20 protein-coding genes and 2 pseudogenes are annotated in these 19,157 nt (G+C 61.3%); 9 read left to right on the forward strand and 13 right to left on the reverse strand.

What is annotated here, in order from left to right:
• From X760_RS0139975 to X760_RS78495, 6 genes and pseudogenes are all read right to left on the reverse strand, one after another.
• Positions 1 to 317 (reverse strand): ATP-binding cassette domain-containing protein (locus X760_RS0139975; protein ID WP_031195155.1); only part of this gene is annotated, 317 nt, incomplete at its 3' end.
• Positions 318 to 515: 198 nt separating this feature from the next.
• Positions 516 to 1,346 carry a sulfate ABC transporter permease subunit CysW gene (gene cysW, locus X760_RS70325; protein WP_023722471.1) on the reverse strand — a complete coding sequence of 277 codons (831 nt, stop codon included), beginning with the start codon at positions 1,344 to 1,346 and terminating at the stop codon, positions 516 to 518.
• Positions 1,339 to 2,189, reverse strand: a pseudogene (gene cysT / locus X760_RS70330) (sulfate ABC transporter permease subunit CysT). Before cysT ends, cysW begins: the two are co-directional and overlap by 8 nt.
• Before the next feature lie 12 nt (positions 2,190 to 2,201).
• Positions 2,202 to 3,230 (reverse strand): sulfate ABC transporter substrate-binding protein, encoded by a 1,029-nt coding sequence (locus X760_RS70335; protein WP_023722473.1) that lies wholly within the window; start codon positions 3,228 to 3,230, stop codon positions 2,202 to 2,204.
• Between the two features lie 242 nt (positions 3,231 to 3,472).
• Complete coding sequence (locus X760_RS78490) at positions 3,473 to 3,580, reverse strand: M15 family metallopeptidase (RefSeq protein WP_023722474.1); 108 nt, start codon at positions 3,578 to 3,580, stop codon at positions 3,473 to 3,475.
• Positions 3,581 to 3,609: 29 nt separating this feature from the next.
• Entirely contained in the window at positions 3,610 to 3,849 is a 240-nt protein-coding gene (locus X760_RS78495; protein ID WP_023722475.1) for a hypothetical protein, read from the reverse strand.
• A 435-nt stretch (positions 3,850 to 4,284) separates the two neighbouring features.
• On the opposite strand from X760_RS78495, the gene X760_RS70345 reads away from it, so the two are divergent.
• The gene (locus tag X760_RS70345) at positions 4,285 to 5,124 is read left to right on the forward strand and encodes a methyltransferase domain-containing protein (RefSeq protein WP_031195157.1); all 840 of its coding nucleotides are present in this window, start codon (positions 4,285 to 4,287) and stop codon (positions 5,122 to 5,124) included.
• 313 nt (positions 5,125 to 5,437) lie between these two features.
• On the opposite strand, the gene X760_RS70350 is transcribed toward X760_RS70345, so the two are convergent.
• Entirely contained in the window at positions 5,438 to 6,382 is a 945-nt protein-coding gene (locus tag X760_RS70350) for an NAD(P)-dependent oxidoreductase (protein WP_156948306.1), read from the reverse strand.
• A gap of 55 nt (positions 6,383 to 6,437) precedes the next feature.
• The gene (locus tag X760_RS70355; RefSeq protein WP_023722478.1) at positions 6,438 to 7,940 is read right to left on the reverse strand and encodes an adenylate/guanylate cyclase domain-containing protein; all 1,503 of its coding nucleotides are present in this window, start codon (positions 7,938 to 7,940) and stop codon (positions 6,438 to 6,440) included.
• Here X760_RS70355 and X760_RS77485 point away from each other — a divergent pair.
• Positions 7,939 to 8,382, forward strand: coding sequence for a hypothetical protein (locus X760_RS77485; RefSeq protein WP_023722479.1), 444 nt, complete (start codon positions 7,939 to 7,941; stop codon positions 8,380 to 8,382). The genes X760_RS70355 and X760_RS77485 overlap by 2 nt on opposite strands.
• Positions 8,383 to 8,775: 393 nt before the next feature.
• On the opposite strand, the gene X760_RS70360 is transcribed toward X760_RS77485, so the two are convergent.
• Positions 8,776 to 10,377 (reverse strand): LuxR C-terminal-related transcriptional regulator, encoded by a 1,602-nt coding sequence (locus X760_RS70360; protein WP_245278756.1) that lies wholly within the window; start codon positions 10,375 to 10,377, stop codon positions 8,776 to 8,778.
• A 33-nt stretch (positions 10,378 to 10,410) separates the two neighbouring features.
• Here X760_RS70360 and X760_RS70365 point away from each other — a divergent pair, with 33 nt between their 5' ends.
• Complete coding sequence (locus X760_RS70365) at positions 10,411 to 10,701, forward strand: hypothetical protein (RefSeq protein ID WP_023722481.1); 291 nt, start codon at positions 10,411 to 10,413, stop codon at positions 10,699 to 10,701.
• Between the two features lie 131 nt (positions 10,702 to 10,832).
• Here X760_RS70365 and X760_RS70370 read toward each other — a convergent pair whose 3' ends face one another.
• Positions 10,833 to 11,063, reverse strand: coding sequence for a hypothetical protein (locus tag X760_RS70370; protein ID WP_198030570.1), 231 nt, complete (start codon positions 11,061 to 11,063; stop codon positions 10,833 to 10,835).
• 129 nt (positions 11,064 to 11,192) lie between these two features.
• Between X760_RS70370 and X760_RS70375 the strand changes: the two genes are divergently transcribed.
• On the forward strand, positions 11,193 to 11,531 hold the full coding sequence (locus X760_RS70375; protein ID WP_245278757.1) for a c-type cytochrome: 339 nt from the start codon (positions 11,193 to 11,195) through the stop codon (positions 11,529 to 11,531).
• 97 nt (positions 11,532 to 11,628) lie between these two features.
• Here the strand turns inward: X760_RS70375 and X760_RS75670 are convergent.
• Positions 11,629 to 12,332, reverse strand: a pseudogene (locus X760_RS75670) (IS6 family transposase).
• 52 nt (positions 12,333 to 12,384) lie between these two features.
• A complete protein-coding gene (locus X760_RS70385) occupies positions 12,385 to 13,281 on the reverse strand; it encodes a LysR family transcriptional regulator (protein ID WP_023722486.1) in 897 nt (298 codons plus the stop codon).
• 80 nt (positions 13,282 to 13,361) lie between these two features.
• On the opposite strand from X760_RS70385, the gene X760_RS70390 reads away from it, so the two are divergent.
• The 5 genes from X760_RS70390 to X760_RS70410 all read left to right on the forward strand — a co-directional run bounded on the left by X760_RS70390 (position 13,362) and on the right by X760_RS70410 (position 18,712).
• The gene (locus tag X760_RS70390) at positions 13,362 to 14,576 is read left to right on the forward strand and encodes a PLP-dependent transferase (RefSeq protein WP_023722487.1); all 1,215 of its coding nucleotides are present in this window, start codon (positions 13,362 to 13,364) and stop codon (positions 14,574 to 14,576) included.
• 28 nt (positions 14,577 to 14,604) lie between these two features.
• On the forward strand, positions 14,605 to 15,639 hold the full coding sequence (locus tag X760_RS70395) for a transporter substrate-binding domain-containing protein (protein WP_031195165.1): 1,035 nt from the start codon (positions 14,605 to 14,607) through the stop codon (positions 15,637 to 15,639).
• Between the two features lie 68 nt (positions 15,640 to 15,707).
• Positions 15,708 to 16,823, forward strand: coding sequence for an ABC transporter permease subunit (locus X760_RS70400; protein ID WP_023722489.1), 1,116 nt, complete (start codon positions 15,708 to 15,710; stop codon positions 16,821 to 16,823).
• Positions 16,824 to 16,826: 3 nt separating this feature from the next.
• The gene (locus X760_RS70405) at positions 16,827 to 17,918 is read left to right on the forward strand and encodes an amino acid ABC transporter permease (protein ID WP_023722490.1); all 1,092 of its coding nucleotides are present in this window, start codon (positions 16,827 to 16,829) and stop codon (positions 17,916 to 17,918) included.
• An 11-nt stretch (positions 17,919 to 17,929) separates the two neighbouring features.
• Positions 17,930 to 18,712: an amino acid ABC transporter ATP-binding protein gene (locus X760_RS70410; protein WP_031195167.1), complete on the forward strand. Its 783-nt coding sequence runs from the start codon at positions 17,930 to 17,932 to the stop codon at positions 18,710 to 18,712.
• A 48-nt stretch (positions 18,713 to 18,760) separates the two neighbouring features.
• On the opposite strand, the gene X760_RS70415 is transcribed toward X760_RS70410, so the two are convergent.
• On the reverse strand, positions 18,761 to 19,099 hold the full coding sequence (locus X760_RS70415; RefSeq protein WP_023722492.1) for a hypothetical protein: 339 nt from the start codon (positions 19,097 to 19,099) through the stop codon (positions 18,761 to 18,763).
• Positions 19,100 to 19,157 lie beyond the last annotated feature (58 nt).

The following is a 19,157-nucleotide window of genomic DNA, read 5'->3' on the forward strand; positions in this document are numbered from 1 at the left end:
GACGGCCCGTGCCGGACCTTGAGTCCGAAGCCGATATTGTCGGCGACCGTCATATGGCGAAACAGCGCGTAGTGCTGGAAGACGAAGCCGACATTGCGCTCCTGAATCGACTTTTGGGAGGCATCCTCTTCGCCGAAGAAGATCTTTCCGCGTGTCGGCCGCTCGAGCCCGGCGATCAGCCTGAGCAGCGTCGTCTTGCCGGAACCGGAAGGTCCGAGCAACGCGATCAACTCGCCGGACTTGATGTCGAGCGAGATGTCGTGAAGCGCCGGAAACCGCTCAAACTCCTTGCGCACGTTGACAACGCGAACTTCCATCAACCGTCCCTTTTTGTCGATGCATGTCGTTGTCCCAAAACCGCTACGCACTTTTGGGCGACATGCATTCAATGTCCGCGCATCGCGGCGATCTCGGCGCCGTAGCGCATCTCGAGAAGTGTTTTCAAGACCAGCGTGACGAGCGCCAGGCCGGCAAGCAGCGAAGCGACGGCAAAGGCGGCGGCGGCATTGTACTCGTTATAAAGGNAGCGTGACGAGCGCCAGGCCGGCAAGCAGCGAAGCGACGGCAAAGGCGGCGGCGGCATTGTACTCGTTATAAAGGATTTCGACATGCAGCGGCATGGTGTTGGTCAGCCCGCGTATGTGGCCGGACACCACCGAAACCGCGCCGAACTCACCCATCGCGCGGGCATTGCACAACAGCACGCCGTAGAGCAATCCCCATTTGACGTTGGGCAACGTCACGTACCAGAACGCCTGCCAGCCATTGGCCCCGAGCGACAGGGCAGCCTCCTCGTCGCCATTGCCCTGTTCCTGCATCAGCGGGATCAATTCGCGGGCGACGAAGGGGAAGGTGACGAAGACGGTGGCCAGCACGATGCCCGGCACGGCAAACAGGATGACGATGCCATGCGCTTTCAGCCAGGCGCCGAGCAGGCCTTGCGCGCCGAATAAGAGCACGTAGACAAGCCCCGAAATGACCGGGGAGACCGAAAACGGCAGGTCGATCAGTGTGGTCAGGAACGCCTTGCCCTTGAACTCGAACTTGGCGATCGCCCAGGCGGCGGAAATACCGAAGACGATGTTGAGCGGCACCGAGATCGCCGCGACCAGAAGCGTCAGGCGGATCGCTGAGCGCGTGTCCGGTTCGCCCAGCGCCTGTGTGTAGGCCTCGATACCTTTGGCGAAAGCTTCCTTGAAGACGATTATCAGCGGCAGGAGCAGGAAAATGCCGAGGAAGGCAAAGGTCACGATCATCAGCACGGTTCTCGCCGTGCGGCTCTCGGTCACCGCCGGCGACTGGCTTTCATGGTGCGGCGCGTAGGATTTGATCTCCGGGTCAGCCATAGCGCTTGCGGCTCCAGGTCTGCACCAGGTTGATGACCAGCAGCATGACGAAGGACAGCGCCAGCATGATCGCCGCTATCGCGGTCGCCGCGGCGTAATTATATTCCTCCAGCCGGATGACGATCAGAAGCGGCGCGATCTCGGATTTGAACGGCAGGTTGCCGGCGATAAAGATGACGGAACCGTACTCGCCGACGCCGCGCGCGAAGGCCAGCGCGAAACCGGTGACGATGGCAGGCGCCAGTCCGGGTAGTAGAACGCGGCTGATGATCTGGAAGCGATTGGCGCCGAGCGTGGCGGCCACTTCTTCTACCTCCTTGTCGATCTCCTCCATGATCGGCTGCACGGTGCGCACGACGAAGGGCAGACCGATGAAGACCAGCGCGATGACGATGCCGAGCGGCGTATACGCGACCTTGATGCCGAGCGGCGTCAGCAGGCTTCCGATCCAGCCATTCGGTGCGTAAAGTGTGGTCAGCGCGATGCCGGCAACCGCCGTCGGCAGCGCGAAGGGCAGGTCGACCATGGCATCGGCGATGCGGCGGCCTGGAAAGCTGTAGCGCACCAGCACCCACGCGACGATCGTGCCGAAGACGACGTTGACGGCGGCGGCAATGAAGGCGGTACCGAAGCTGATTTCAAGCGCGTTGATGGTACGGCGATCGGTGATGATCGCCCAGAAATCGGTCCAGCCGAGCGCCGCCGATCGCCAGACCAACCCTGAGAGGGGGATGAGGATGATGGCGTGAGGTAGGCAAGCGAGAAGCCGAGCGTCCATCCGAAACCCGGAATGACGCTCGGCTGTCTGAACCGCCACCCCGCCTTGGCGGGTGTCGTCCTGATCTAGATTTTATCTTACTGCGCTGGCTTGTAGATCTGGTCGAATATACCACCGTCGCCGAAATGGTAAGGCTGCGCCTTCGTCCATCCGCCGAAAATTGGATCGTCGATGCTGATCCGCTTGATTTCCGGCAGTTTGGCGAGATCCTCCGCAGGCACCAGGTCGGGCTTCGCCGGACGGTAGTGGTTCTTGGCGATGATCGTCTGGCCTTCCTTGGAATAGAGATAGCCCAGATAGGCTTCGGCAACTTTGCGTGTGCCCTTGGCATCGACATTGGCGTCGACAACGGCGACCGGCGGTTCGGCGAGGATCGAGGTCGGCGGGATGACGATTTCGAACTGATCGGCGCCGAACTCGTCCAGCGCCAGATAGGCCTCGTTTTCCCAGGCGATCAGCACGTCGCCAAGGCCCTTTTGCGCGAAGGTCACGGTAGAGCCACGCGCGCCGGTGTCAAGCACCGGAACATGGGAATAGAGGTTGCCGACGAATTCCTTGGTCTTGGCTTCATCGCCGCCATCGTTGGTGTTGGCCCAGGCCCAGGCCGCGAGGTAGGCCCACCGGCCACCACCGGAGGTCTTGGGATTGGACGTGATCACCTGGACGCTGTCCTTTGTGAGATCGCCAAAATCGTGAATGCCCTTCGGGTTGCCCTTGCGGACGAGGAGGACGATGGTCGAGGTATAAGGAGCCGAATTGTTCTCGAACTTCGTCCGCCAGTCGGGATTGATCTTCTTCGTTTTCGAGACGATTGCGTCGATGTCGCCTTGCAGCCCCAGCGTCACCACGTCGGCGTCGAGGCCGTCGATCACGGCGCGAGCCTGGGCGCCGGATCCGCCATGCGACTGCTGGACGGTGACGGTCTCGCCCGTCTCGCCCTCCCAGTGAGCGGCGAAGGCCTGGTCGAATTGCTTGTAGAGCTCACGCGTCGGGTCATAGGACACATTGAGAATGGTGGTATCGGCAAACGCGAAACCGAGCGTGCCGAACTGGACAGATGTGGCGACCAGCGCGCCGAGCAGTTTCCTGAAATGAGGTTTGGTCATTTCCGCCTCCGTTGAACTCGCGCCAAATCTACCGATTTGATAGAATTTAGATGCATTCAATGTTGCCTTTTTTGGCCTAGTGAAGCAATTTTTCGCCTATTTTACTCTAAATGAGGAATGTTTTTCCTCACCAGCGTGTCTCGGGATCCTGGGCTCCCGGAGGCGATAATTAGAAACCGCCAGCCCTTCGGCAATGGCCGCGCAGGGTCAACGAGGGTTTCATCCCACGGTGGCCGGCGGAGCTACTCGGCGCCGACGGGAAAGTTGAAGCGTTCTCTTGGAAACGGCTCGTTTTCCAGCGTGAAATGCCACCATTCGCGGGCATAATTGTTGAAGCCGCCGGCGCGCATCGCCTCGACAAGTCTTTCGCGGTTTGCCGCTACTTCACTGGCGAGCGGTCGGTGAGCCGTTTCGCTCGCCGGGTCGAACACTCGAAGCCAGTGCCGAAATCGAGCATATCGGCATCGGTCGCGCCGCAGGCCGGTTTCGGCGCGCTCTTGTGGTCGGCCTGTTTGTGGTCGATCCGCGCGATCGCGACCTCGACTGTCGAGCCGCGCGAATGGGTGGACAGTTCGCCGATATAGCCCTTGGCGATGAGATCCTTGGCGCTTGATGTCACGATGGCTGCCCGTATTGACGTCCGCTGCACTCACCAAGGACGACCCCAATTGGACTGCGCATATTACGCACGCATGGCAACACTGCGCCGCGGTTGCTAGGGGGGGTCAAGCAGAGTTGAATGGCGAAAGATTGAGGGTCCAATCGTGATGCGGCGGCGCCCAAATTTGCGACAGCGCGCCAACGGGCAAAGACGACCCCGAGCGGAAATTCGTTCGTCGAGGGCGAATTCACGCCGATGACCCGAACCCACCCTTCCCGGGGCGATTTGGCGGCCCGAAAGCTGACCTTTAGCGGAACCGGCGGTCGTGACCCTGAAGCGACATTCGCATTGAGGTGGACAGCGAGTCTCGTTGACTGGCTGCCGCATCGGCGCATAGTCGTCGACGAGCACGATGCCCCATTTGGGGAACAGTCGTATGAGGGGAGGCAGGCCATGGAAGTCGCCGGTGGCGCTGGTGCCGACGTTGACGTCCCGTATATTCTCGTCCATTCCGATCGCGAGATCAGGCGTCTCAGCCATCAGGCGGGCATCATTAACCCGATCACGCGAAGAATCTTGCTCTCTGCGGGCATGAGCCCCGGGATGCGCGTGCTCGACGTGGGCTGTGGCGCGGGTGACGTTACATTCCTGGTTTCCGAGATGGTTGGCAGCGGAGGTCAGGTCATTGGCGCAGATCGGGCTCCAGCGGCCCTGGCGGCGGCGGAGCGGCGTGCGGCGGCGCATCCGATCCAGAATGTCAGCTTCCGTGAAGGCGATCCCGCGGCACTTTCGTTCGACCGACCGTTCGACGCCGTGATCGGCCGCTACGTTTTGATGTTTCAAGCCGATCCTGTGGCCATGCTGCGTGGCGTCGCTCGTCATCTCCGGCCTGGAGGGACCATCGTCTTCCATGAGCCGGATTGGGACGGCTGTCGATCCAGCCCGCCGGCGCCGACCTACGACCACTGCTGTCGATGGATCGTCGAGACGTTCCGGCGCAGCGGTATCGAGACCAATATGGGTATCAAGCTCGATGCGGCATTCCGCGCGGCTGGATTGACCGCGCCCTCAATGCGCATGGAGGCGGTTGTGGGGGGAACCAATGGCGGCTTCGACTGGTCACACCAGACCGCCGAACTCATTGTCACGATGCTGCCGGAAATCCAGAGCCGGGGCGTTGCGACGGCCGCTGAGGTCGATATTGAAACTTTGGGACAGCGGATGCAGCGCGAAATCGAGGCGGGTAGCGTCATCGTGAGCCGTTCGGAAGTAGGCGCCTGGTCGCACGCCTAGAGCTAGCCATGACACTGGGCGGCTGCCTCTCACGAACGACTAAGGCGCATGTCCGCTCTTGGCGCGATCGAGGCGATGCGGACTTCGCCTACTCAGCAGCCGCCAGTGCGGGTCAAACGGCTTGGTTGGGTGGTTCTCTGCCGTCTGTCTCGTCGAGCGGAACGAGCAGGCAGCGCCATTAACGGACTAAGAGTGGATTCTTAGCCCGCACTTAGGGTCCGTACAGAAATTTTCGAATCGATTAGGTTCATTAGGCCGCGGCAATTGGCCGAATCCCGTCAAGGAACTGAAGCAGTTATTGTCATACGGGCCCTTAGTAGCCCCGCTCAAGATTTACGAGATTGGTGATGTCATTGCCCAACTTGATCTGCTCGCACAGACCTGCCACCTGCGCTATGCCCGAATCGACCCAATAGCTTGCCACATGTGGTGTGATGGTCACCTTCGGATGGGCCCATAGCGGACTCGCCTGGTCGAGCGGTTCCGAGGTAAAAACATCGAGGCAGGCGCCTGACAGTTGCCCAGCGTCAATGGCGTGCAGAAGTGCAGCCTCGTCGACGTGTGCTCCGCGTCCGACATTAACGAGGTAGGCGCCGCGCTTCATCAGACGGAAAGTTTCGGAATTAAGTATTCCTCGAGTTTCGGTGGTCAGCGGCAGCGCGCACACGACGAAGTCTCGTTCAGCCAAGGCCTCCTTAAGCGCTGGGGCACCAGCGTAACAGGCCACATCGGCGATTTGCTTAGGGTTGCGGGACCATGCCGCCGTGCGATATCCCAGCTCGGCGAAGAGTCGCGCGGCCCATCCACCGATACGCCCAGCCCCAAGGATAACGATGCGGGTCTCGCTGGTCTTCCGTGGCGCGATCGGGCGCCATCTCTTCTGGGTCTGTTGGAGAGCATATTCAACGACATGGCGTTGCCGGCACAGTACTCTGAGAACAATGTACTGCACAACCTCAGAGGCAAGTTCGCGGGTCGCCAAACGTACGACGCCAACGCCCGCAGGCAGCTCACCCAGTTGCAAGCCGTCTATGCCCGCGCCGAGATAGGCAACTGCACGCAATCGCGTCATACCTTCAAAAAACCTGCGCGGCGTAACCTTATCGATCAGCACCAAGTCAATGTCGCCGGGATCGCCGTGATGGGGCCATAACCGGAAGTCGAGGCCCGAAACGCGCGCCTTGAGAGATCGCGCCCACTCCCCCGCGTCGATATAGTCGGGGTAATCATTCACCATCAGTAAAGTGAGTGCTTTCACCACTACCTCCTAAACACTCTGTTCGACGTACATCAGCCGGAATGGATCGAAGCGGCTATCCGGGCACGCCAGCCATGCGCATCGCCTCTGCGAAGTGATCACGATCTTCTTGACGACGGAATGGGTTGTTGTCGAGCAGAAGCTGGATGCATCCTTTGGCTGCTTGCTCAATGCCCCCCGGCCTTGCTTTCAGCCTCGCTACTGCTTTTTCCGCCCATAGCTTTGCCTCGGCAAGCCTATCAAGCTTGGCAAGTATAGCTGCGCCGAAAAAAGTCGAATCGATAAAGTAGTCGGGGACTCTGATCCGCGCGGCTAGGGCCTCGGGATACCGCCTTGCGGTAAATAGGGCAGTCGCCTGAAAGGCGATATACCAATCGGGGTATCGTGGATTGAGACGCATTGCCGCTTCGCCGCAGGCAACCGCCTTTTCCCCTTCTCCATACATTGCGAGCATGTAGCTGGCATTGGCGAGGCTGTCGGCATCGTTAGGGTTGAACATGATGGCGCGATCCACATGTTTCTTCATGCGCTCATAGTCGCCCCGATAGAGGCAAGGCCATGCCAGCGCGATGTGGGCTTGATAATCGGCTTCATCGAGCGCGAGGGCCCGTTTGGCGCAATCAAAGGCCATGTCATAAGCGCCTCTACCTTCTGCCGCAATTAGCAAATCAAGCGCTTCCATCTGGTAGGTCACCGCTAAACCGGAATAGGCGCGCGAAAAGCTTGGGTCTGTGGCAGCAGCCTTTTCGAAGTGCTGGCGCGCTTCAAGATTGTTCTGACCCACCGTCCACAAGAGATGTTTGCCGCGCAACCAATGGTCATAGGCGATGAGGTTTTCAGGGTGCTTACGCTTAGCGCGTTCCAAGGAATCGTCTTCGAGGCCCACCGCCAGCATGCCCACGATCCTCTGGGTTATCTCGTCCTGAACCGCAAACATATCGGCAATTTCTCGATCATAGCGCTCCGCCCAGATGTGGCTGCCGGTCTCAGCGTCGATGAGCTGCGCGGTTATGCGCAGACGATTCCCGGCGCGACGAACGCTTCCCTCGAGTACATAGGTCACGCCCAAGTCGCGTGCCACGTCGGGGATCTTCATCGTCCGTCCCTTGTAGGTGAACGAGGAATTGCGGGCGATGACGGACAGCGACCGAAAGCGCGAAAGTTCGGTAATGATGTCCTCTGTGATGCCGTCGGAGAAGTACTCCTGCTCTGGATCGCCGCTCATATTGACAAACGGCAAGACGGCGACCCACGGCTTATCGGGTAGCGACAGTGCGCGACGCACCAAGGCAGAGGTATCGGCTGGGCGCACTCGGCAAACGCGCACCAGCTGCTCGATGTTCTTCAGCGCCTGCTCGCCCATATCCTCGAACTGCAGATCGAGCCGGTTGCCCAGGTGGTCACGCACTGTGCCCGACACCGCTATGCCACCGGCCGGGGCGACGCTCTCAAGCCTAGCCGCAATATTCACTCCGTCTCCGAAGATGTCCTCGCCCTCGACGATGACATCGCCCAGGTTGACCCCGATCCGCAGTCGGATCGCGCGGTCCTCTGGCATGTCGGCGTTTGCGCGCCTCCAGCCGCCGCTGGATGTCGACCGCACAGGCAACGGCGTTAACAACGCTGGGGAACTCAGCCAGAACCCCATCGCCGGTCGCCTTGAAAATCCTACCCATGTGTTCGGCGATCTTTGGATCGACCAGCTCGGCCCGCAGCGCCCTCAGCGTAGTCAGCGTGCCCATCTCGTCATGGCCCATGAGCCGGCTGTAACCGACCACATCGGCAGCGAGTATGGCGGCCAAACGGCGCTGCACGGCGCTCTCGACCACGCTCGGACTCCTCCCACGTGGGACGGCTCCGCTTTGGAGCCCAATCAACTACACAATACCAGCGCCTTATGTCAGGGCAATCGGGCGCTCGGATATGACGCCTCCCATCGGCAAGCCATTAGAAGCTACGACACGTACGGGCGGAATGACAGCTTTGGGTCATGGCCGTGAATTGACCCGGAGCAAGCGAGCTTCTGCTTAGGGTCGACTCTGGCCAGTGCGTGAAGGTCGGCTTAGGAGGCGCGACTCGAATGGCGCGAAATGGCGCGTCCCGCTGGTTCGAACATCCGCCCTCGAGAACGCCCTAAATGAGCGTCAAACGACTTGGTTGGGTGTTTTTTTGCCTTCCCTCTCGCCGATTGGAACGAGAAAGGAGCGCCAAATCCTGACGTACAGACGAACGGTCGATAAGGTCGCGATCCTGACCCACATTTCCAGTGCTTCTTCAGGCGGCCTTCAGAACTGTCTTTCTGACGAGTGCGATTTTGCACTCATCGATGAAAGCTGGCAAGAAATGGAGCGCAATCCAAGAACTGGCTCCGGCCGCAAGCGCTAGCGGAGAAGCTATCTCAATCCGGCCCGCCGTGCACCTTCGCGGATGGCGACAAGCGCGGGCGGATTGGTGACCGGATAGGTTCTGATGAACACCTCGACGGTAAAGCCGGGGAATTCGCTCGCCAATCGGGCGGCGATCTTCGCGGCCTGTGGTACTTCGTCGAGCATCGCATGTCCCATCGACTGGAACAACAGGGTGGCCGGCGAGTCGGGCGGGCTCTGCTGGAACGCCACGACGCTCTCCCGGTAGCGCCCGACCACGAAATTCGTGCGACCAAGCATGCTGAAGTACCAGAGCGGAGCTAGCGGGTTGAGACGTAGAGCCCTCTGGATCAACACGCAGCCCTGCTGCGGATCACCTGTCACCAGTGCTCGGCTTCCGGCAATCATCGCCAGCGTATCGGCATCGTCTGGAGCGGCGGCCAAAGCGCGATCGAGTTCCTCGGCAGCGGCTCCCAAGTCGCCTCGCGCCGCGCGAATGTCGGCCATGCCCTGACGGGCCATGCTGTCTCCCGGATCGAGCAAAAGAGCTTGTTCCATGCACGAGTACCAGCGTTCCAGCGAGACGGATGGATTACTCGCGTACCAGGCTTCGACGGCGTAAGAAAATCCCAACGTCAACCAGGCTCGCGCCAGCCCCGGGTCGAGTTCGACTGCGCGCGACAAGAGACGGATTGCTTCCACGTTCGAGGTGCGGGTGAACACATTGTGCTGTTCGACGCCGAGCAGATAGTAGTCATAGGCACCCAGGCTGGCGGGCGGCTTGCGCCGGATGACATCCCGTCCAAGGTGGGCAAGCTTGCCGCAGCAGCTGACAAGGACATTGACGACGTTCTCGGTGACCATGTCTTGCGTAGCAAACAGATTGTCGGCCGATTGATCGTATCGCGCCGCCCAAAGACCGGCACCACTCCTCACATCGACAAGCTGCACCGAAATGCGGAACTGCTCGCCGGTAGCCTGAAGGCTCCCTTCGAGCAAATAGTCGGCATTCAACTCCCGACCGATGGAGCGCAGATCATCGCGCCTTCCCTTGAACATCAGCATCGTCTGGCGGGCAATCACCGCAAGGGCGGAGTAACGCGCGAGATCGACAATAATATCGGCGGACAAACCGTCGGCAAGCCTTCCCCAACGCTCGTCCGAGCTCAAATTTTCAAAGGGCAGGACCGCGATGACCGGTGGCCCGGAGCCGCTGGGCGACAGACCCTCGAAACGAGCTTGTCCGGACTCTTGCCGGCTCTCACTCGAGAGCAGGCTTGCCAACGCCACTTTGCTGCGAACGCCAAGCTTTCGATAGACCACCGACAGATGGGTTCGAACGGTGGTCGGCGCGATGAACAGCGTCTCGCCGATCTCACGATAGGTCATGCCTTCGGCGAATTTCGCAGCGACCACCCGCTCCCGGTCCGAAAGCCCGGTCAGAGGATTGCCGACTGCGTCAAGCATTGCGTCATTCCGATCCGCGGCGCGTATGGTCGGGAACGTACCGATTTCGCGACACAGCGAAAATACTACAGATGCGACACCAAAAACACTCCATCTGTACGATCCCGCCAAGTCGTTGCCGCTCCTAGCATCCACGGATCCACAACACGCTGCCCGGTTCACTGTCCAGGCCAGGCAAAATGTCAGGAGGCATCCATGAGAAAGTCATCCGCAGTCGCCGGCATGCTGGTGCTGGCTCTTTCGACCGCGCCAAGTCTCTCCGGCGAAACGACGCCAGTGGGAACGCCAATCTCCATAGAAGCGGTAAGGCTTGCCAGCGACCGCGTCTATTCCGATCTCTTGCGCCGTGCCTATGCGAATGGCTGGCGATACCCACCCGAGCAAATCAAGAGCGGCTTCAAGCGGCATTTCGAGGAAACGAGGCTGCAACTGATCGATCAGGGCTACATCATCGTGCCCGATGTATCGGAAAGTGCTTCGCAGTGACGTTTCTCCGGATCGGGTCGATCACGGCGTGCCTTCATCGGTAATCGCACCCGGCGGCCTTCGTTACTCGTCTTTAGCTGGCGCTGCCGCCAATCCGCCGGACGCGGAGCGAGCGAATGCCACGATTGCCGTCAATCCGTGATGTAGTCGACTATGGCGGCCAGGCGCGCGGCGACGACCGCGCTCATACTGGTCTGTCCCAAAGAGCCGTGCGGTGTGATGGCGAGCAAAACGAGATCGAAGATGTGCCGGCGGATGATCTCACGGGCTTCCGCAGAACCGTTGAGTGGATGCTTTTCGAGTGTGCAGAGGTAGCCGCGTAGCAATTGCAGCGCCTCGGATACCCCTGGCTCGCGCTGCATGACCGCACAGTCGAGCCCGGCGCCAAGACACCACTCCATCTGGCAAAACGCAAGGGCAACGCGAAGTTGCCGACTATCTCATGTCGCACGGCGTCGTCTTGCCAACGCCGGCCCCGATCTCAGCGAAGTTTGGCTTCTGCCGACGTCGAGAAAGGCCGGACCTACTTCACCCGCGCGTGTGACCGTTGTCACAATGCCGAGCCACTGGGAGGGAACAAAACGGGACCGAACTTGTGGAGCGTCGTCGGCCGCGATAAGGCATCCATGGCAAAAATGCGTTACTCCGACGCTTTGCTCGGCTGGGAAGGCGTGTGGACCTACGAGGACCTGAACAGACTTCTCTTCGGGCCCATGCTCACCACGCCGGGCGTTAAGATGGAGATACCTGGTGTCTCCGACGAGACCGAACGGGTCAACCTGATCGCGTACTTGCGCACACTCAGTGACAAGCCGATGCCGCTACCCTGAATCGATGATCTCTTGCACAAGTACTGCTACGGACCTGCGTCGGCGGTGATGTCACAAAAACAGAGATGGGCTGTGGTTGTGACTTTTGGGAACGATTTCAGGCGATCACGCCGGCAGCAGCTTTCCATTGCGCCATGGCATTCAGGCGGTGAAGATGGATCTGAAAGGCGGAGCGTTTTGAATGGGGCGGGACGAAGAGATTGAGGACTGCAGAAAAGGTCGAGAGGAAACGCTGGAAGCTCCCCGGCGATCGAAAGCCTTGCATCATACGCTCTCGTTTTCGCAGTGGCACATGCGAATTCTCCGCTCTGTTGTTCAAGCCCTTGTGCGACCGGTGCTCGAAGTCCGGCATGACCTGACGCCGCGCTGCTCCCTAGGAGCCGAGCTTGTCGGTGATCATGCGCTTCGGCACCTGGCCCTGCTTCTTCAACAGCCGTGTCAGCAAGCGCTTGGCGGCCTTGGTATTGCGCCGGGTCTGGACGATCTCGTCGAGCACATAGCCGTCCTGGTTGACGGCCCGCCATAACCAATGCTTCTTGCCGGCGATCGTGATGGCGACTTCGTCGAGGTGCCAGATATCATTCGACTGGGCTGCTTGCGGCGCAGGCGCCGAGCGTAGTCCAGCCCGAACTTCTTTCCCCACCGACGGATCGTCTCATAGGAAACGATCATGCCGCGCTCCAGCAGCATTTCTTCGACATGACGCAGGCTCAGCGGAAATCGATAATACAGCCATACCGCGTGGGCGATGATCTCGGGTGGGAACCGATGCCGTTTGTAGCTGATCTGCGAAGTGTTCATCCCCAGCATCTATCGCAGCGATCCCTGACACGCGGTTGCCGTGACAACGCCCCTATGCCTCGCTCGATAGCATATTGCGAGCGGCATAGAGTTCTCCAATGAAGTCGGTGATCAAAGTCGAATTGATGCCGTCCGGCGGGCGCAGGAGTAGCGCGCGGAAATTGACGGCTGGCTCGAATGGCCTGGCCAAAATACTACCGATCATGCCGTCCGCAATGACGGAGGGATTGACCAAGCCGATCCCCATGCCCTTCGCTGCGAGGATGGCGATTGTCAGGCCGTAGGGCGTTTCGATCAGGATGCGCGGTCGCACCCCATGCGCGGCCAGGATCTTGTCCATCGCGAGCCGCGCCGTATCTTCCGGCGACAATGCCAGGAAGGCCTCGTCGACGAGATCGGCCGGTGTGATTATCTGCTTGCGCGCCAGCCGGTGGTTCTTCGGCATCACGCAGACGGCGCGCGGCGTGGTGAAGACGCTGTGCAGCACGCCGCTGGTGTCGACCTCGTCGGCCGCGAGCCCGATATCGAAACTGCCAGAGGCGACCAGGTCGCGCACGATATTGGAGGTGCGGACCTGATAGCTGATTCGCACCTGCGGATGCCGGTGCGAGAACGCTACGATGGCGCGCGGCACCAGCCCATGCCCCAGTGCCGACAGGGAGGCGACGCGGATGGTACCGGTGCCGACCTCCTTAATCTGGGCCGCCCGCAGCTTCAGCCGGTCGAGCCCGACCAAGTTGGCTTTCACCTCGGCATGGAACAACTCCCCTTCGCGTGTCGGCACCAGCCTGCCACGAATGCGGTCGAAAAGCCTGAAGCCGAGTTCAGCCTCTAGCTTGGCTAGCGAACGGCTGATGGCCGGCTGCGAGGTGTCGAGCAACGCGGCCGCCGCGCCGGCGCCGCGCGTGATCATGATCGCGTTGAAGACATCGATGTCGCGCAGGTTCATAGTGCAGCCCATATCAAAAGCGAATTAACTTTATCGTTGCGGTCATAGATGGCAATGGATGAGCCCGCTAAGTTTCGCCCATGAACCGACGCGACGACACTTCACATGTCCATCCTCCCAAGCGCTCCGAGGAACCGTTCCAGGCGGTGGCGATGCCGGTCGAGCGAGCCTCGACCGTGGTCTTTGACGATCTGGAGTCGTTCGAGCGTCGCGTCGAGCGCCTGTACGACGGGTTCAGCTACGGACTTTACGGCACACCGACCAGCCGGCAGCTCGAAGATCATATCGCGGTGCTGGAAGGCGGATTGCGGGCTCTCGTCGTCCCGTCGGGCATGGCTGCCATGACGCTGGCGACCATGGCTGTCTGCCGTGGCGGCGAAAGGGTTCTGATCCCGGAGACGCTCTATGGCCCGGCGCGCGACATGGCCGAGCGTTTTCTTGGCCCCCTCGGGATCGAGGCGGTTTCCTACAATGCAAGGCTGGACGCAAGCATCGCGGCGATGATCGACGGCAGAACGCGGCTGGTTTGGGTAGAATCGCCTGGCTCGGCCACCTTCGAAGTCCAGGATGTGCCCGCCATCACAGCCGCGGCCCACAAGGCCGGCGCGCTCGTCGCGGCCGACAACACCTGGGCATCGCATCTGCTGTTCAAGCCGCTCGCCCATGGCGTCGACATCTCCATGCAGGCGCTTTCCAAGCACGCCGGCGGCCATGGCGATCTCCTGATGGGTTCAGTCTCAGTGCGCGACGAGGCGCTGTTCCGACGCCTGAAGGACACGGCGCGCTTCCTCGGCTACGGGGTCTCGCCGGAGGATTGCGCGCTGTGCGAGCGTGGCCTGATGACCATGCCGGTGCGCATGCGCCACGCCGACGGTACAGCGCGCAAGATTGTCGCCTGGCTGTCGGGGCGCCCGGAAGTCGCGCAGATCTTGCATCCTGCGGAGCCTGGCCATCCCGGCCACGCGGTCTGGAAGCGTGACTTCGCCGGATCGGCGGGCGTGTTCTCCTTCGTGCTGCGGCCGGAACTGGCGCCACTGCAATCCGATGTTCTGCGCAGCCTGCGGCTGTTCAGGCTCGGCGCAAGCTGGGGCGGCGTGCATTCGCTGATTGCCGTCAGCGATCCCCGCAAGGGCCGCGCCAGCCTCGACTGGCTGAAGCCCGGCCCGGTCTGGCGCCTGTCGATCGGCCTTGAGGCGCTCGAAGATCTTCTGGCCGACCTTTCTCAGGCCTTCGAACTTTTTGCTGAAGCGCGGCGCAACGGAACCGCCGCGGCCGACGTCAACGCCGCAGAATGACGACAACTCAACGACAAGGGGAATGATTATGAAACATCAAGGTCTGAAATGGCTCACGGGTCTGGCGATAGGGCTGGCCAGCCTGTCTTCGGGCGGCAGCAACGCCAACGCGCAGGCGGTCATCAACAAAATCAAGGAGCGCGGCTACGTCAGCTGTGGCGCCAGCCAGGGCGTGCCTGGTCTCTCCCGGCCCGACGAGAAGGGGTATTATCGCGGCTTCGATTCCGATATCTGCCGCACTTTCGCGGTCGCCATCCTCGGCGACAAGGAGAAGATCCGTTACGTGCCGCTTAACGCAGGCCAGCGTTTTCCTGCGCTGCAGACCGGAGAGATCGACGTTCTGTCGCGCACATCCACCATCACCTACAGTCGTGATACGGTTGTCCGCTTCGTCTGGATCAATCTCTACGACACGGACGGCATGCTCGTGCGCAAGGCCGACAACATCACCGAGCCCAAACTGCTCGACGGAAAGACCGTCTGCCTGCAAGGCGGTGGCAGCCTGACCGAGAAAGCGATCGAGGAAACCGAGGAAGAGTTCGGGATCGCGATGGAGAAAGTCTATTACGACTCGACCATTCAGGCGCGCGACGCCTTCTTCGGCGGCCGCTGCGATTCATACGTCACCGACGGCACTGCGGCAGCCGGACAGCGTGCTTCGGTGGCCAAGAACCCGGACGACTACGACATCATCCGGGTCGGCAGGGCCGCCGAACCCAATGGAGTCGCGGTCGCCCGCGGCGACGATCAGCTTTTCGACGTCGTGCGTTGGACACTCAATGCGCTGTTCTGGGCCGAGGCCAACGGCATCACCTCGCAAAACGTCGATGAAAAGCTTGCCTCGGGCAGTCCGGAAGTCAAACGCGTGCTGGGTGAGGAGCCCGGTTTCGGCAAGCCGCTCGGATTGGACGACAAGTGGGCCTACAACGTCATCAAACAAATGGGCAACTACGCCGAGATCTGGGATCGCAATCTCGGCAAGGACAGCCCGCTGAAGGTCGAGCGCGGCCTGAACGCGTTGTGGAAGGACGGCGGCCTCAACTATCCTTTCCCTTGGGATTGAGCTGCACATGAAGGGGACGCGCCCGCCGTTCCCTTTCCCTGCCAACGCCGCGAACCGTCGAGGTCGAAATGCTGAGCGACGCCAGGACCAGATCGATCATCATCCAGTGTGCCCTGGTGGCCGTGGCTGCCGCCTTCGCTGCCCTGCTCGTCAGCACGACTTTCGCCAATCTCAGGGCACGCGGCATCCCGATCGGCTTCGATTTCCTGACGATGCCGTCAAGGATCGTCATCTCCGAAGCAATCCTCACTTACAAGTCGCGGGACCCCTATTACTGGGCGATCGCGACCGGGCTCGCCAATACGGTCTTCATCTCCGCGGTCGTCATCGTCTTTTCATCCGCGCTCGGCCTCGTCGTCGGCATCACCCGGCTGAGCAGCAATCCCCTGGCGGCGGGCACCTGCCGCGTATGGGTGGAGGTTGCACGCAATTCACCGCCGATCGTGCTTCTGATCTTTCTCTACTCGCTGTGGTGGAAGGTGCTGCCGCCGGTCGGCGAAGCGCTCAATCCGCTGCCAGGCGTTTACGCCTCCATGCGCGGCTTTGTGGTGCCGGCCGTCAGCATGGACGTCGCCACCCCGGGATTGCTCGTCATTGCTCTCGCCCTGGCACTGGCGGCCGCCGGCTGGGCGGCGGCGAGAAGACGATGGCTGCCACCGCTGACCGCGCCGGCGATCCTCGCGGTTGGGATTGCCGGGCTCTGGCTTGCCGATGCGAAGTTCTTTGTCGACTGGCCGACCTTCACCGGGTCGAACTTCAAAGGCGGCAAGGACCTGACGCCCGAACTCAGCACGATCCTCATCGGGCTGATCATCTACACCACCGGCTTCGTTGCCGAGATCGTGCGTGGCGGCGTGCTTTCGGTCGGCCGCGGTCAGTGGGATGCAGGTCATTCGCTCGGCCTGCCACGCGGCAAAATATTGCGTCTGATCATCATCCCGCAGATGCTGCGGGTGATCGTCCCGCCGCTCAACAGCCAATACATCAACGTCGTCAAGAATTCGACGCTGGCGATCGCGGTCGGCTATCCGGACTTCCTTGCGGTCATGAACACCATCATCAGCAAGTCCAGCCATTCGATCGAGGGCGTATTCATCATCCTCGGCGTCTATCTCGCCCTCAACCTGAGCCTCTCGAGCGCGGCCAATTGGTACAACCGTCGCATCGCCATCGTGGAGCGCTGAACCATGAAGGCCCTGTCTCTTCCCCTTCCGGCCGAGCCAATGCCAGGACAGATCCGCTTCGGCGCTTTGCGGCGGTCAGCCATGCTCCTGTTCGGCACGCCACTCAATGCCGTCCTGACGCTGTTGTTCGGCGTTCTGCTCGTCGCCACGGTACCGCCGATGCTGCGCTGGCTGGTAATCGACGCCGTGCTGTTCGACCCCAGTCCACGCGCGTGCCGGGTGGCCGCCGGAGCGTGCTGGAGCTTCATCTACGCCAAGTCCGGGCAGTTGCTGTTCGGCATCTATCCGCTCGACGAACGCTGGCGCCCCGCCATCGTCTGCCTGCTCATCCTGGCGCTGCTTGCCTGGTCGGTGCGGCCCGCCAGCTGGGCGCCGCGGCTGGCAGCGCTCTGGATGGCGGCACTCGTGTTGATCTTCTGGCTGATGGCCGGCGGTTTCGGCCTAGCCGAGGTTCCAACCTCATCCTGGGGCGGCCTGCCGGTGACGCTCATCCTCACCGTCGTTGCCATCGGCGTCGCCTTCCCGGTCGGCATTCTCTTGGCACTGGCCAGGCGCTCGACCATGCCCGCGATACGCATCGGCGCCGTGGTCCTGATAGAATCGGTGCGCGGACTGCCGCTCTTGTCCATCCTGTTCGTGGCATCGATCATGATGCCGCTGTTCCTGCCCGAAGCCTTGTTGCCCGACAAGTTCGTGCGTGCGCTGGTCGCCCTCACCATCTTCGCCGCGGCCTATCTCGCCGAGGTGATCCGCGGCGGCCTGCAGGCCATCCCGAATGGCCAATACGAGGCCGCGGCGGCGCTCGGCCTGCCCTTCTGGCGCACGCAATATCTCGTCATCCTGCCGCAGGCGATCCAGGTGGCGATCCCGGCGCTGGCCAACACCATCATCGTCATGATCAAGAACACCAGCCTGGTCCTGGTGGTCGGCCTGTTCGACCTGATCAGCTCCGGTAAAGCGGCGCTGGCCGACCCGGACTGGCCATCGCCAGCGGCCGAGACCTTCCTGTTCATCGGCGCGATCTTCTTCGCGCTCTCCTTCTCATTCGCCCGCTTCGCCGACTTCCTGGAGCGGCGCGGCCCGACCGCTCACTAGGAAATGCCGTGATGTTATCGTCCGCCCTAAAGCGCGTTCCGCCCATGCGAGATCCCAGCGATCCGCCCGCCATCGAAATGGCCGGCATGAATAAGTGGTACGGAAACTTCCATGTGCTGAAGAACATCAACCTGACCGTCCATCGCGGCGAAAAGCTGGTGATCTGCGGTCCGTCCGGCTCGGGCAAGTCGACGATGATCCGCTGCATTAACCGGCTGGAGGAGCATCAGCAGGGGCAGATCGTCGTCGAAGGCGTCGAACTCAGCAACGATTTGAAGCAGATCGACGTAATCCGCAGCGACATCGGCATGGTGTTCCAGCACTTCAACCTGTTCCCGCATTTGACGATTCTGGAGAACCTGACGCTGGCGCCGATCTGGGTACGCAGGATGCGGCGCGGGCAAGCCGAGCAGACCGCCATGCATTATCTGGAACGGGTGAAGATTCCGGACCAGGCGCACACATATCCCGGCCAATTGTCAGGCGGCCAGCAGCAGCGGGTTGCGATCGCGCGCGCGCTTTGCATGAGCCCGAAAATCATCCTCTTCGACGAGCCGACGTCGGCACTCGATCCGGAAATGGTCAAGGAAGTGCTCGACACCATGGTCGCGCTGGCCGAGGATGGCATGACCATGCTGTGTGTCACGCACGAGATGGGATTTGCCCGCCAGGTTGCCGACCGTGTCGTCTTCATGGACCAGGGCGAGATCGTTGAGATGAACACGCCCTCCGAATTCTTCTCGCATCCGCGTCACCAGCGCAGCAAACTGTTTCTTGCCCAGATCCTGAACTAGCGAACCTCTCCCGCCAGCCCATGCGCCGGCCGGATGGGCAGACGCAAATCAGAAATCCGTCCGGGGCCTGGTCAACGCGCAGCGACCTGCCAGACCGCGACGCCGGCCCAGGATCAGGCCGGCGACGCCTTCGATGCTGCGCGAGATAATGTCGAACAAGCGCGGCCGACTCTCGAAGGAATACACCAGGCGTTCGCGAAACAGGATCGACAGCGCCGCGAGTTCCGGCCATTGGTAGATGTTCGGCCCACAACTTCTGCACGTCGACGATCCGGGCGCCTGGCGGTGGGCGCTCCGGTCCTGTTTCGACGATAATGCGCCGCCGGCCGGCGCAGGCACAGCTGCCACGTATTGCAGCAGACGGCAGAGGACGAGAACGTCGTCCACAATGCAACTCTCGACTCAAAGTCGTAGCTGCATCATATGGCCTGTTCACCAAGCGGGC

Source organism: Mesorhizobium sp. LSHC420B00, from assembly GCF_000503055.1.
Classification (GTDB): domain Bacteria; phylum Pseudomonadota; class Alphaproteobacteria; order Rhizobiales; family Rhizobiaceae; genus Mesorhizobium.